Genomic DNA, 14,902 nt, shown 5'->3' on the forward strand with positions numbered 1-14,902 from the left:
CCATCACGGCCGATCCGATCGACTGCGAATCGCCCTCCAGTAAAAGGGGCCGGAGCTCTTCCTCGACCCTCATGAGCGCCAAGACACCCGTCATTGTGCCGGTCCTCTGACCCTGATCTTTCAGCCCAATCGTGGTGAGCTGCCGGATTCCCGATGTTGATCTCCGTTTCTGTTGTAGCGCGGGGGTTCTGGCCTGGTGAGAGCTGCTGTGCGAGGTGGTCCGGGGACGCGATCGGCGTATGGGCGTCCAGATCACGCGAGTCCGGGCGTGCGCGGGCGTGCGCGGGCGTGCGGTGGCTCGGGCCCTGTGGGCCCGGTCGGGTCGTTCGGTCAGGTTGTGCGCAGTTCGGGTGGCGTCAGCCGAACGCCGGTAGGGCGCGGATGGCTCGTAGCGCGTCGGTGAAGTCCTGCACGTAGGCGTAGGCGGCGGGGAAGCACAGGTACAGGCGGCGGCCGGTACGGGCCAGGCGGGCGGGGACATTCAGGAACGCCAGGCGCAGCCGTTTGCCGCGGGCCCGGCGCACGGCGCGGGGCAGCCCCAGGGTGCGCAGCCACAGGGACACGTTGTGGGCCAGCGCGCTGGCCTGCCAGTACAGCCAGTTGCCGAAGAACGGCTGCACCGGGGCGTGGATCATGCCGTAGTCGTTCTTCAGTGCGCGGATGGTGTCTTCGGGGATCCCGCCGCGCAGCCGGTGGTGGGCCTCGACCGCGGCGGCGCTCATCCGCTCACTGCTGATGTTGGTGATGATCGCGTGCAGCCGCCAGCCGTCCAGGTCATCGATCGCCAACTGTTCCCCGGCCTTGCGGGGCTGACGGCGCAGGATCAGCCGGACCTGGTGGCCGAGCAGGTCGGTAGTGGTCTCGGCGATCTGGCTGCCCTTGTGCGTCTCGTTGCCCTCGGCGGCCACCCACTCGGTGTCCGGGTCGACCGCCAGGGCGTGCACGGCGGCGGCCACGTTGGTGTAGTTCTTCGCGGTGACGGTGTAGTCGGCGCCATGACGTTCGGCGGCGGCGATCACTTCGGCTTGGTAGCCGGCCGAGTCCACCCGGATCCACAACCGGTACCGCGGGCGAGCACCGGCCGGGATCGCGGAGACGCACTCGTCGATGAACCGGCCCATCGCCCGGCCGTCGTTGGCCGATCCCCGGCGGGCCCGCAGGGCGAGCACGTCACCGGTCTCCCCGAGGACCCCAACCAACGGGGACAGCGCGGTCTGCCCGGTCCGGGAGAACGCCGAGCCCTCCTTGCCCGGCCCGTACACCGCCACCCGGGTGGCGTCCGGGTCGATCGTCAGCCGGTCTCCCTCGGGGGCGGCCCCGGCGGCCCAGGCCCGGCGCAGCATCACCCGGTTCACCGCGGCGGCCTTGGCGACCCGACCCAGGTCCGCCCCGGCCAGGAACCGCCACAAGGTCGGCACGCTGGGCAGCGCGTTTGTCCCGCGCAACACCTGGGTGGCCTGGTCGGCGAGCAGGAACCGGTCGGACAGAAAGTCCCCACCGGCCAGCAGCACCTCGGTTAACGCCCGGTAGCACTCGCCCCCGGAGTACCCGGTCGGGCCGATCTCGCGCAGGCCCCGCCGGTCGGCCTCGGCGACCACGTTCAGCCGGTCCAGCAGCGGCCCCCACAGCGCCACCCCGGCCACGCCGGTCAGGTCGTCCTCCGACGCGGTCACCACCGGGGTCGGCACACTGCGGACCGGACGCGCCCGCACGACGTCCTCGACATCGAACAGCAGCTCGGTAGCATTCACCCTGAGAGTGCCCTTCCCAACGGCAATGGTTTGGTCTCGACAACCACCATCTTCCGTTGCGGCAAGGGCACTTTCGCGTCACGACACGGCCCTCACACCCCACCCCGGCTGAAAGATCAGGGTCTGAGCATCAAGAAGGTGTCGTAGTGATCGTTGGTCCGGTAGGCCGAGCCGTCGCTGCCAGTGACAATCCGCTCGGTCCCTCGATCGACGCCCTTGGTGTAGGGATTGACGTCCACTCCCGATACGTGACGCCCGGAGACTCGGGGAGCTTCCCTCGGGAGTTCTTGAAGATCGAACCGCCCTTGTATCCAGGCAGAGGCGCTCCCTTGGCATCGACCCGATTCAGGACCGTCCAAGCCTTCTCCGACCCCGGACCGAACGGGATCTTCGATCCTGTGTTTGCGGCAACACCGGTAGCCACCGCAGTTACGACCCGGTCGGCCGCTTCTCCTAGTACTCCAGTCCGACTTCGTGATCTGGCCGGTGTGAGGCCCTGATCCGGGGAGTTGCGCGCGTGTCGGTCCAGGGCGCGGGGCAGCCACCGCCAAAAGATCATGGTTTGTGAAGACTCAATGTTCTCCAGCGGTGGCTGCTGGGCTGATCGTAGACCGAGATCGATGGCAGTCCGAGTTCGAGGGTCTGATGGCGCGGATCGCGCCCCGGTTCGCTCGGGTGGAGCCGCGTCGGCATGCCCGGGACCTGATGGGAGGGTTGCTGGCTGGGCTGGGTCGGGCGAACTGTTGGACGATCGCCGAACACACCGGGCATGAGCGTCCGGGCCGGTTGCAGCACCTGCTCTCGACAGCGAAGTGGGACGCCGACGCGGTACGCGATGACCTGCGCGGCTACGTCATCGACCACCTGGCGCCGGCCGACCCCGACCTGGCGGTGTTGGTCCTGGATGAGACCGGGGATGTGAAGAAGGGCGTCAAGACCGTTGGCGTGCAACGCCAGTACACCGGCACCGCGGGTCGGATCGAGAACAGCCAGGTCGCGGTGTTCCTCGCCTACGCCACCCCGACCGGGTGCGCATTCATCGACCGTGCCCTCTACCTGCCCAAGGCCTGGACCGACGACGCAGGCCGGATGAGCGCTGCCGGCGTCCCCGCGGACACCGAGTTCGCGACCAAGCCGGCCCTGGCCCGTGCCATGATCACCAGGGCGCTGGATGCCGGTGTCCGAGTCGGGTGGGTGACCGGCGATGAGGTCTACGGCCAGGACCCGACCCTGCGCACCGACCTGATCACCGCGGGGATCGGCTACGTCCTGGCCGTGGCCCGCGACCACCAGTGGTCACCGGCATCGGTAAGCGCCGCGCGGTGGAGATCGCGGTCCGCCTGCCGAAACACGCCTGGCAGTCACACTCCGCCGGTGCCGGCGCGAAAGGGCACCGCGTCTACGACTGGGCGCAGGTCGCTCTCACCGGCGACGGGCAGGACGGGCCCGGCCAGCACCATCTCCTCCTGCGCCGCAACCGCACCACCGGTGAGCTGGCGTTCTACCGCACCTGGAGTGCGGAGGCGGTCCCGCTCGCCACGCTCGTGCGGGTGGCCGGCACCCGGTGGCGGATCGAGGAAGGCTTCCAAACCGCGAAGGAACTCGCCGCCCTCGACCAACACCAGGTCCGCACCTGGACCTCCTGGCACCGCTGGACCATCCTCGCCCTGCTCGCCCACGCGTTCCTGACCGTCCTGGCAACCTCTACGAGCAGCAGCAGCGACACGCCCGGCATCGGCCTGATCCCGTTGACCCGCAACGAGATCCGCCACCTGTTCACCCAACTCACCCAACACGGACGCCGAGCCCTGACATCGATCGCCGACTGGTCCGGCTGGAGACGACGACACCAAGCCCGAGCCAAGGCCTGCCACTACCGACGACAAGCACTCACATGATCATCACGAAGTCGGACTGGAGTACTAGCCGCGAGGCCGCGCCGTCGCCATCTCGGTCACCACCGACAGCCTCATCTTTCGGCGACACCCCACGAGGCCCCCGACCAAGTCCGCCAAATCAACGTCAGCTGACCTCGTTGGGAACGTCTCTCGCCAAGTACTCGGCGAGCAGTTCGAGTAGTAGCCGAGACGCCGCATCCTGGTCCCCGTCTGTCAGCGCAGCTAAGGCGCCGCGCTCACCCGGATGCCGGATCTGAGCAGCCACTTCCGCCCCCCAATGCAAGGAGGACGGCTCGCGACCTAGGCGTGCAACCAACCAACGCTGGAACTCATGCATGTCCAAACCCTGAGCAAGGGCGAAACCGTCAATGAAGGAGACGAGCGATGCGTATCGGTCGTCCAACACGAACATACGCCGCCGGCGGTGGAGCTCTCTGACCAGCTCAGACAGATCCATTAGAATCCAAAATTGATGTCGTCGGCAAACTGGAACTGACCCTTGAAATCCGGAATCGACATTCCGCCCGGTCCCGTGAAACCGTCATAGACGCGCCCAGCCTTAACCACCACCTCGTGGAAACTCCAGTCTCCAGCAGGGTAGTGTTTCGACGGACCGAGAACTGGCGTATTCCTGGGCGTGATAGTCACACGCTCACCGCCGATCATCCTCTGAATAGCAGCAGCGCACTGCTGGCAGTTCGACGACGTTGGCGTCGGCCAGTAGCTCGCGTTGTGGACCAGGATCGGCGTCGCCCCGGCGAGGGCGTAGTAGTCGTGGTTGACCGCGACTTGGAAGTTGAACACGGTCGCAGCCTTGGCGACTCGCTCGATGCCGGTCAGGACGGTGGTGCCGGTCGGTGTGACGAGCACGTCGCCGATTGCGAGGTCGCCGGCTTTGACCCAGCCGCGTTCTTTGACCATGAACGGGTGATCCGCAGTGGTGGTCACCGCTGCCCCGGCGACGGTCAGCTTCAGCAACGTGTCTGCATGCCGGACATACGTCTCGACAACTGGTTGGAGTTCGTCCTTGCCTGTGGTGGTGTTGCGGGACCAAACCTTGTCCCCGACCTTCACGACCTCGATCGGGACGTCCCCGAGTTCGGTGCGGATCAACGTCCCCGCCACGAAACACGTCCCCGGCAAGACGCACTTACCGCCAGCGCACGCTTCGACCGCGCCGGCTTCGGCTTTTGCGGCCCTAGCAACATCTTCGGCTCTTTCGAGGTCGTGGGCGAGGTGGCCGATCTTGAAGAGCTTCCCGGGGGTGAATGCCATGCCGACCATGGCGCACGCAGCTGCGCTGTGGCCGAGGCAGTCGTGGAAGTCCTCGATGGGGACGATGGCATTGAGGATGGCCTTGCCCTGTTCCTGGCCTATCGCTCGGAGTTCTGCGTTGTCGTAGTAGTACTTGGTTCTACCGAGACCGATCCCGTACGTGCCGTGAGGGTTTGTCCTGCCGTCGATCACGGGGCCATAGACGTAGGTGCGGTCTGATTCTTGATAGTCGACGTGGTATTGCAGTGTTTCTGGGGGGGAGGGGTGGTATCCGCGTCGGGTGTCCGTGGTGGCGTTGACTCCCCCTCCGTGTCCGTTGCTGTTGGTGGTGCAGTCGCCCGCGTCGAGGCAGGCTGGTCGTAGCCCGGACGGGTCGCTGTAGGTGGTGGGGTTGTCGGCGGCGTAGGTGTAGGGGTTGGCGGCTTGGGGGGTGGCGGTGTTGTTGAGGGGGTCGGTGGAGATGAAGTGGGCGAGGGTGGGGTCGTAGTAGCGGGCGTTGAGGTAGTCCAGGCCGGTGGCGACATCACGGGTTTGGCCGAGCCAGCCGCGGTCGGTGGGCAGGGTCCAGGAGCTGGCGCGGTTGCCGCCGTAGGGCAGGTACCGGTCCCGGGTCTGGGTGGCGGTGGCGGTGTCGATGCCGATGCTGGCTGAGCCTTGGGCGTCGCCGAGCAGCCAACTGGCGGTGTCGGTTCCGGTGGTGGTGGAGGTGCGGGCGGCGATGGTGGCGCCGGCGTGGGTGTAGTAGCGGACTGCGGTGGTGGCGGTGGCGCCGGTGGCGCGGTGGGCTTCTTGCCCGGGTAGGTAGAGCACGGTCTCGGTGGGGGTGGTGCGGATCCACCGGTCTCCGCCGGGGCCGTAGGTGTTGCTGGTGGTGATGGCGCCGGTGGTGGCGGCGAGTTGGTGGAACGGGGTCCAGGTGTGGGTGGTGGTCCCGGCCGCGTCGGTCTTGGTGGTCAGTTGTCCGGCGGCGTCGTAGGAGTAGGACGCGACGGCGGCACCGGTGGTGGCCTTGGTCGGGGCATGCGGGCCGCCGGTCAGGGTGCCGCTGGTGCCGTAGGTGTAGGTGGTGGCCACGCCGCCGGCGGTGCGGGTGGTCATGTTCCCGTTGTCCGCGTAGGTGTAGTCCTGGCTGTAGGGGTTCGGGCCGGTGCCATCGGTGGTGATCCCGGCGGTGCAGGCGGTCGCCGCGGCGACGGTTGCCGCGTTGGTGAGGCGGTTCAGGCCGTCGTAGGTGTAGCACTGTTTCTGGGCGGCGTTGACGTCGGTGGCGGAGGTGACCTGACCGGAGGGGGTGTAGGTGTAGGTGTCGTGCTGCACGTTGATCGATGCCGCTGTGGAGGGGGTCTGGGCGGTCATCGTGGTCAACCGGCCCGACCCGTCGTCGTAGGCGTAGGCCCGTTGCACCGATCCGGTCGCGCCCGCCGCACCCAGGGTGCGGCCCGCGATCCGGCCGAGGGTGTCATACCCGGTGGTCTGGACGTAGGTTCCGGCGTCGCCGTTCAATGCCGAGGCGTAGGCGCCGGCGTAGCCGGCGGTCACCGACTCGGCGGCCAGGCCACCGAGAGCGGGGTAGGTGGTCGTGGTGGGCCGGTCCATACCGTCGTAACCATACGACGTCGTGTACGTCCCGGCCAGAGCCCCCGCTGCTGCGGGCACGGTCCGGTCGACGCGGGTGGTGCGGTAGCGGGTGTCGTAGCCGTAGGCCTCGGTGTAGGCGGCGCCGGCGATCGTGGCGGTCGTCGAGGTCAGGGTTCCCTTGAGGGCGGTGGCCCCGCCCGACGGGGTGGCGTCGTAGACGTTGTGGGTGAGCATCGTCCCCGCGGTGGAGGTGCCGGTGTAGACGTCCAGGCCCCGGCCGAGGGAGTCGTAGGTGTGGTAGAGGTCTTGCCCGTTGGCGTCGTGGGTGGTCTTGACCGCTCCGCCGGGCCAGTACGTGGCCGAGGAGGAGCCGGCGTCCGGGTCGGTGGTGCTCAGGCGCCGTCCGAGCCAGTCGTAGGTGTAGGTGGCGGCTGGGGCGTCGGGGGTGGTCAATGTCGTCAGGTAGCCGCGGACGTCGTACACGTACGCGGTGTCCACGGCGCCCTGGGTGTGGTTCAAGGGACGCCCGGACCAGTCGTTCAGGACGACGTCGCTGGTGCGGTTCGGTTGCCCGGTCCCGGTGTTCGACGGATAGGTGGTGGTCACCTTCGTGCCGTCGTGGGCGGTGATGGTGGTAGCGGTGTAGGAGGAGTTCGCGCCGGACACCGTGGCCGAGTACAACCGGTCCATCACGTCGTAGACGTACAGCCTCTGGGAGGGCCAGGCATCGCTGACGCTGCCGTACCAGGTGATGGGTGTGCCCGCAGCAGTGGTGGTCGCGACTGCGGGAACGTCGGCGGTCTTGTTGCCCTTGCCGTCGAAACGGACCCCGGAGACCACCGCGCCGGTTCCACCCGGCCCGGGCTGCTGGGTCTGGAACGCCCGGCCCAGGGCATCGTGGAACGTCCACGACGACGCCGTCGGTGGCCGCTGCACATTGGGCAGCGCATCGATGGCGAAGTAGTCGGTACGGATCGTGGACGGTGAGGTGTTCGACCAGTCGTAGGCATACGTCACCCACGGCGAGCTGTCCCCGGGCCGGGTCACCCCGGTCAACTCCCCCATCCCGTCATAGGACAATCGGGTGTCCCGGGCGTTGGCGTCAGTGATCTTCGTCGGTTGCGCCCGGCCGGGCGTCAGGTCCGTGACCACCACGCCGCCCGTGGGGTCGGTGACCGTGGTCGAGGCGATCGGCTGCCCGGCGGTCTGGGTGTACTCGGTCTTCGTCTCCGCACCGGCGGTCGCGTAGGTGGTCGCGGACAGGTTCAGGTTGGCCGGGGCGATCACACCGGTCACGTGCCCGGCGTTGTCGTAGTTGTAGGCCGTGCCCTCACCGACCGACGAACTCGACCAGTCGATGACCTTGACCAGATTGCCCGCCGACGGGGTGCCGGCGAGGGTGGCGAAGTTCGCGTCGTAGTAGGTGTCGCGGCGGTTCAGTTTCGCGGTGGTCGGTGCCACGCCCGCACCCGCCGGGCACTGGCCCACGTAGGTGGTCACGGTCTTGGGCAACGCGATCAGGTACGCGGTGGCGTTCTGGGCGTAGCTGGTGATGGTGCACGTGCCTCCGGTGTCACTGATCGGATCACCGGTGTCGCTGGTCGAGGCCGGCAACCCGTAGGTGCCCTCGAACTGGTGACTGACCTGCCGCAGGTACTTGCGGGACACGTTGTCCTGGGTGATCTGATCGGCGGTCGCGTTCTCGCGCACCATCACCGCGTCGTGCAGCGACAACCCGTGCGGGCGGGTCGGACCGACCGCGGTGACCTTCGCCCAGTACTGGTGCAGATCACGCGAGTACTCCGAGGTGCCGGCCTGGGTCAACCGGCGATGCTCGAGCAACCGGCCCCGCAGCTGGTGGTAATCCGGTCGCACCGCATCACCGGTGGCGGTGCTGACGTTCACCGCATCGGTACTGCCGTTGGCGTTCCAGTCCCCGTGCATACCGCGGAAGAAGGTGTACTCATCCGTGGTCCACGACGCTGGATCGGTGCCTCGGTGCACGATCACCTTCGAATAACCGCGGTAGTCACCCCACGACTGCTCGGCGACGGGCGCGACCGGGTCGTCATCGGAATGCCACGCCGCCCCACCGAGGTAGGTGTACGAGGTGGTCATCGACGGCGCTCCGTACCGGTCGGTCACCTCGACCTGGCTGACCAGGTACTTGTTGAACCACTCCGTCGTGGTGGTGCCGGGCTTGATCCGCGGGAAACAGTCCCGGGTCTGGCTGTCCTCGTGCCCGACCACCGCCGCCGTCGAACACCCATCCGGTTGGTCGTAGGTGACCAGGATGTGCCCACCGAGCTCGGTGACCACGTCATCGATGCGCCACTTGCTGTAGCTGGTCGGGGTCGAGTCGTACCGGTTGGCCAGCAAGACCCCGTTGAAGAACGTCCTCGGCAACGTCACCGCGGCCGCGGTCGACCCGATCCGGGTGATCCCCGACAGGTACAACGACGGGTCGTCACCGTTCCCGGGCGAGGGGAAGGAGTAGTCCAGGTTCGCGCGCTCGACATACGACCATGTCGACCCGTTCCACACCTGAGCGACCACCGAGTCCAACCGGTCCAGGGAGAAGAACGCCGGCACCGTCGGACCACTCGGGCACGACGTCGCCGTCCCCGAACACCACTGGTCGAACGGGATGTCCGGATAATGGATCGCCGTGGCGGCCGACGGGTAATCGCACGTCCCGCTCGGGACCTGGTCACAGCGACCGGAGTACTTCAACCACAACCGCGCCGGGGCCTGCCCCGACGTGGACCTCGACCCGTAATAGATCTGCGAGAGATACCCCGCCGAGTCGTAGTGGCGTACCGTGCCACCGGCCGGCTGGTACGACGTGGTCTGGCGACCCCAGATCCACGACTGCACATTGATGTTCGCGTCGATGACATACGCCAGGTTCCACCGCCACGCCAACTGGCACGTGTTCCCCGACGAGGTCCAACACGGCTGCGTCGACAACGTCGCCCGCACCGGAACCGTCAACGCCGAATTCGTCGCCGGAGAGGCCGTGTTCCAGGCCTGCAACCCGAAGTAGTACCGCGTCCCCGACGGGTCCGTGACCAGCCAATACGACCCCTGCGCATCACCGTTCGGGTTCGACGCCGTCCCCGCCAGCACCCGCTGCACCCGCCACGCCGGGTCATCCTCCAGACGCCACCCACCCGACGTGTCCGCGATCAGCATCGAGGTGTGGCCGTTCAACGAGATCGTCGCGTTGTCACTGTCGTAACACAGCCCCGACACCCCGGACGTGCAGGTGTCATAGCGCCGCTCGATGAACGGCGCGTTCAACCCCCACCCAATCCCCTCCTGCGGGGCCTGGGAATTGTCGGCATCGGTCATCCCGTCCACCGACCCCGAGTCATACGACAACGCCAACGCCGGCGCCGCACCCGACGGAGACGCAGCCGCCGGCAACGGGTAGGTGTGCTGGAACGCACCGGACTGCAACCCCACCGACCACGCCATCGACGGCCGCAACGGCGTCGCCGCATACATGCCCGTCGAAGCACCGGCCATCAACAGTGTCGGACCAGTCGCCGTCGCCGGGCTCGCGGCCGCACGCAACGAACGCGCCGCCGCAGCAGTCAGACCCGACGATGCCCGCGCCGACAGCGACGACACGCCATCCCCGTTCGTCACCGACGAATCAGGCGCCGCCGACACCAACGCCGTCAACAACTGACCCTGCAGATCGTTCTGGGTGAGCAACGGGGTCTGCACCAGACACTCCGCGACCTCCGGCGTCGTCAACGCACACGCCGGCACCGACACGATCTGCAACCGCGACCCGAAATCACCGCCGAACTGATGCACGAACCCCGAATAGTCGATCGAGACATTCACATCCCCCGCGCTGGCACCCCCATCAGCCCGCTCGGCCAGCACCGCCACCCCGTGCCCACCCAACTTCTCAGCCGCCCCCGCACCCAACGACCGAACCCGCACCCGGCTCACCACCGACGCCGCCCGATCCACCAACCCCGACACCGTCGACACCCTCACCGGCAACGAGCCAACCGCGACGGGCTTGGCCCCCGGCGACGCCTCCCCACTCCCAGCACCCTCGGTTCCACTCAAACCCCGACCCGTCGTCGGCGCCTTCCACAACGGCATCACCGGATGCGCCAGATCCCTGCCCTTCAACACCACCCCGGTCACCGCATCCCCGCTACGACCCACCACACCGGCATCCGGCGGACTACCCACCCCCGCCGAAATCGCATCCCCCGCAGGCTTGGCCGCCGCCAGCGAGGCCGGAGGCTTCGGCGTAGCCGAACCAGACGGTGACGACGACACCGACGCCGTCGCGGCCCGCGGACTGGGTGCCGCAGAGGGTGTCGCACTGGGAGAAGGCTCAGACGGAGCAGTACCAGTCGGCGACGGCACAGGCGCGGCCCACGACCCGCTCGACGACCCGACCACCACAGCGATGGTCACCACCGGGACAACCAGCACCCGCAGCCCTCGTCGCCCAGCAACCCCGACAGTCCCGCGCGCCAACCGCCCAGACACCCAGACCACCCCACGCCGGCGCGCCGCATCAACCGCACGCTGTGAACGCTTCAACCCACCCCACGGATGAGCCTCACGCAGTCCACACCCACCGCCCTCACCAGCAACAGCCACACATCACGATCTCGACCATAAAGACGAGGGACGAAGCCGACAAGGGCTGCCGAGGCGAGCACCTGAGCGTCGCCACCCAGAGCCAGTCTCGGCGTTCGCCCGACCTACATGGCGCCCTTGTCTCCATCGCCAGCTGCCACCTTGCTCCTCATCCCGCACTGCCTGGATTGCCCGAACGGCATCCACCTGCTTGGCTCCCCTGTGTGACCCAGCTCTCACCCGATGTTGACCTGACGCCGTCCGCCGACCCCCGCGACCCGTACGGCCTCGCCGCTGACGCACCCCTGTTCCGGGCCTGGCTGGACGCCGAGCAGGCCGTCACCGATGGCCGCCTGACCCCCTTCACGATCCCCGGTCACAAGCAGCGCACCGACCTGCTCGGCGACCTGGCCCGCGGCGACCTGCCGCTGTACGGCGGTCTGGCCCCGATCAAGACCGCCGATGACCTGCTCGCGGACGCCGAGCAGCGCGCGGCGTCCCACTTCGGCGCGGACTGGTGCCGGTTCTCGGTCGGCGGCTCCACGCACGGCAATCAGGCGCTGGCCCTGGCCGCCGGACGCCCCGGCCGCTCGGTGATCGTCTCGCGCACGTTGCACCGCTCGATGCTGCTGGCCCTGGTGCTGGCCGGCCTCGACCCGGTGTGGGTGCGGCCCCGGCTGCACGCCGACACCCACCTGCCGCTCAGCGTCGAGCCCACGGCGGTCAAGGCGGCGCTGGCCGCGCACCCGGACGCGTGCGCCGTCCTGCTCACCGACCCCAGCTACATCGGCACCTGCGCCGACGTCCCGGCGCTGGCCGACGTCACGCACGCGGCCGGCGTCCCACTGATCCTGGACGCCGCGTGGGGCGCGCACTTCGGCGCCCACCCGGCGTTGCCGCCGCATCCGCTCACCGCCGGCGCCGACGCCCTGGTGACCAGCGCGCACAAGACGCTGCCGGCACTGAACCAGGCCAGTTACGTGCTGGCGCGCACCACGCGCACCGACGGCCTACTCGCCCCCGACCGGCTCACCCGCGCCTTCGAGGCCGGGCACACCACCTCACCGTCCGGGGCGATCCTGGCCAGCCTGGACGCCGCCCGCGCACTGCTCGCCGCCCGGGGCCGAGACCTGGTGGACGAATTGATCCTAATCACCGCCCAGGCCCGCCGCCGGCTGTCCGCGATCCCCGGACTGACCGTGCTCGACCCCGCCGCCGACGGCCTGGCCCGGTTCGACCCGGCCAAACTGGTGCTGCAACTGGCCGGCACCGGCGCCCACGGGCACGCCGTGGAGGCCGACCTCATCGCGGCCGGGGTGCCGGTCGAGATGGCCGACCGCGACACCCTGATCCCCATGATCACCCTGGCGGACGACGCCGAGAGCGTGCAGCGGCTGGTCGACGCACTCGAGGACGCGATCCCCCGCCACGCCGGCCCGCCCCGCGCCCTGGGCCACCACCCCGCCTGGACGGTGGACGCCGAACAGGCGATGTCGCCGCGCGAGGCCTACTTCGCCGACCACGAGCGCGTGCCCTGGGACGACGCCGCCGGCCGGATCTGTGCCGAGGTGCTCGCCCCCTACCCGCCCGGGGTGCCGGTGCTGGCCCCCGGCGAGCTGATCACCCGCGAGACGCTGCAGGCCCTGGCCGAGGCCAAGGCCGACGGCAGCCGCATCGCGTATGCGGGCGACGCCACCCTCGCCACCCTCGAGGTGGTGCGCCGGCCCGGTTGACCAGCCGCCGACTACACCGGTCGTGACGCCTGACGCCGTCCGGTGCGAGATAGTGGAGGACGTCTCGCCCCTCGCCCGAGCCGGAGGAAGATCACGTGTCCACGCAGGCCCCCCGCGACCGCATCGGTGTGATCGGTGCCGGCATCGTCGGCCTGGCCGTGGCCCGTCGATTGACCCAGCTGATGCCGGGCGCCCAGATCACCGTGATCGACAAGGAGAGCCGGGTCGCGGCGCACCAGACCGGCCACAACAGCGGGGTGGTGCACGCCGGGCTGTACTACGCCCCCGGCTCGCTGAAGGCCACCCTGTGCCGGCGCGGCATGGCGATGCTGAAGGAGTACTGCGCCGAGAAGGACCTGCCCTACCAGGAGTGCGGCAAGCTGGTCGTGGCCATCGACGACTCCGAACGCCCTGCGCTGGAACGGATCTGGCAACGAGCCACCGACAACGGCGTCACCGGGCTGGTGCGCCTGGACGCCACCGGGATCAGCGAGCTCGAACCCCACGCCGCCGGGGTCGGGGCGCTGCACTCCCCCCACACGGCGATCACCGACTTCGTCGCGGTCACCCAGGCCTACGCCGACGACGTGGTCAAGGCCGGCGGCTCGGTGCGGCTGAGCACCCCGGCGAACCGGATCGTGCAGCGGGCCGGGGTGGTCGACGTCCACACCCCGCACGAATTGCTCACCTTCGACCGGTTGGTGATCTGCGCCGGGCTGCAGTCCGATGTCATGGCCCGCATGGCCGGGGACGAGTCCGAACCGGCGATCGTGCCGTTCCGCGGCGAGTACTACACGCTCACGCCGGAGCGAACCAGCCTGGTCAACGGCCTGATCTACCCGATCCCCGACCCGAACTACCCCTTCCTCGGGGTGCACTTCACCAAGCGGGTCGACGGCCGGGTGGACGTCGGCCCGAACGCGGTGCTGGCACTGGCCCGTGAGGGCTACGAACGCAAGAGCGTCTCGTTCGGTGAACTCAAGGACACCCTGGCCTGGCCGGGGTTCCGGGCGCTGGCCCGCAAGCACTGGAAGATGGGCGTGGAGGAGATGGCCGGGTCGGCCAGCCGCAAGCTCTACCTGAACCGCGCCCGCAAGTACGTGCCCGACGTCGGGCCGGACGACGTGGTGCCGGCGCCGTCCGGGGTGCGCGCCCAGGCGGTCGACCGGGACGGTTCGCTCGTCGACGACTTCAGGATCAACCACCTGGGCGCGGTGACCGCCGTCCGCAATGCCCCCTCGCCCGCCGCCACCGCCAGCCTGGCGATCGCCGAGCACATCGGCGACGAGGTCGTGGCCGCGATCGGCCGGGGGACGCGATGAACGTCGAGGACATCGCCGTGGTGGGCGACCGGTTGCCGTTCGACCCGGCGCCACGCCGGCGGGCGGTGTTCGATCTGGGGCGCGCCCGGCCGCTGCACCTGGGTGACCTGTTCGGCACCGTGAGCGCGTTACGGACGCTGGCCGCGGACCCCACGGTCGACCTGACCGTCCGGTTGACCGGCGACGAGTCGGCTTGCGCCCACACCGCGGCCGAGCTGGTGGCCTGCGGGCTCGGATCGGTGGTCTTCGAACGCGGTTCGGGTAGCGCCACGGGCGCCATCGACCTGGACGCCGTGCGCCTGGGTGATCTGCACGGCGACGCCTCGGGCTCACCGGCCGGCACCACCATCAACGACCTGCGCCAGCCGCGCCGTCCGATGGGGGCGGTGATGCTGGACGGCGAACCCGACCTGCGCGGCGTCGTCCGGGTGGTCGATGCCCCGCTGCGGGTGGCGGCGGCGATCCGGCATGCCCAGGTCGACCTCGACCCGACGCTCGGCTACGACCCGCAGTTGCGTCCGGGAGTGGCCAACCTGGCGGTGATCCTGGGCCTGCTCACCGACAAGCCGCCGATCGCCGCCCTGTTCGGGCTGCACGGGGCCGGCCAGCTCAAGCAGGTGGTCACCGAGGCGCTGCAGCAGCGGTTGCGCCCGATCCGGGGCCTCTACACCGAGCTGGCGGCCGACCCGGTCACCCTGTCACGCCTCGTCCGCTGACCACGCCGC

The 14,902-nt window shown here is 69.1% G+C and carries 6 protein-coding genes and 1 pseudogene; 4 read left to right on the plus strand and 3 right to left on the minus strand.

All coding sequences use genetic code 11. The annotated features are described in order from the left end of the window. Positions 1-356: 356 nt before the first annotated feature. Positions 357-1,676 carry an IS1380 family transposase gene (locus IPK24_17875; GenBank protein ID MBK8077381.1) on the minus strand — a complete coding sequence of 440 codons (1,320 nt, stop codon included), beginning with the start codon at positions 1,674-1,676 and terminating at the stop codon, positions 357-359. Between the two features lie 191 nt (positions 1,677-1,867). Continuing rightward, the gene (locus tag IPK24_17880; protein MBK8077382.1) at positions 1,868-1,990 is read right to left on the minus strand and encodes a hypothetical protein; all 123 of its coding nucleotides are present in this window, start codon (positions 1,988-1,990) and stop codon (positions 1,868-1,870) included. A gap of 406 nt (positions 1,991-2,396) precedes the next feature. Here IPK24_17880 and IPK24_17885 point away from each other — a divergent pair. After that, positions 2,397-3,649 (plus strand): annotated as a pseudogene (locus IPK24_17885) (IS701 family transposase). A 456-nt stretch (positions 3,650-4,105) separates the two neighbouring features. On the opposite strand, the gene IPK24_17890 reads toward IPK24_17885, so the two are convergent. Further along, positions 4,106-10,504, minus strand: coding sequence for a hypothetical protein (locus IPK24_17890; GenBank protein MBK8077383.1), 6,399 nt, complete (start codon positions 10,502-10,504; stop codon positions 4,106-4,108). An 869-nt stretch (positions 10,505-11,373) separates the two neighbouring features. Here IPK24_17890 and IPK24_17895 point away from each other — a divergent pair. The 3 genes from IPK24_17895 to IPK24_17905 all read left to right on the plus strand — a co-directional run bounded on the left by IPK24_17895 (position 11,374) and on the right by IPK24_17905 (position 14,893). After that, entirely contained in the window at positions 11,374-12,855 is a 1,482-nt protein-coding gene (locus IPK24_17895) for an aminotransferase class V-fold PLP-dependent enzyme (protein MBK8077384.1), read from the plus strand. Between the two features lie 131 nt (positions 12,856-12,986). Next, positions 12,987-14,177 carry an L-2-hydroxyglutarate oxidase gene (gene lhgO / locus IPK24_17900; GenBank protein MBK8077385.1) on the plus strand — a complete coding sequence of 397 codons (1,191 nt, stop codon included), beginning with the start codon at positions 12,987-12,989 and terminating at the stop codon, positions 14,175-14,177. After that, positions 14,174-14,893, plus strand: a complete 720-nt coding sequence (locus tag IPK24_17905; GenBank protein MBK8077386.1) for a hypothetical protein — start codon at positions 14,174-14,176, stop codon at positions 14,891-14,893. The genes lhgO and IPK24_17905 overlap by 4 nt, the downstream gene beginning before the upstream one ends. Positions 14,894-14,902: the final 9 nt, after the last annotated feature.

The sequence above is a fragment of the Kineosporiaceae bacterium genome, from assembly GCA_016713225.1.
Classification (GTDB): Bacteria; Actinomycetota; Actinomycetes; order Actinomycetales; family Kineosporiaceae; genus JADJPO01.

Coding starts and splice junctions, on each gene's coding strand:
- IPK24_17905 (MBK8077386.1), top strand. CDS start 14,174: ATGAACGTCGAGGACATCGCCGTGGTGGGCGACCGGTTGCCGTTCGAC.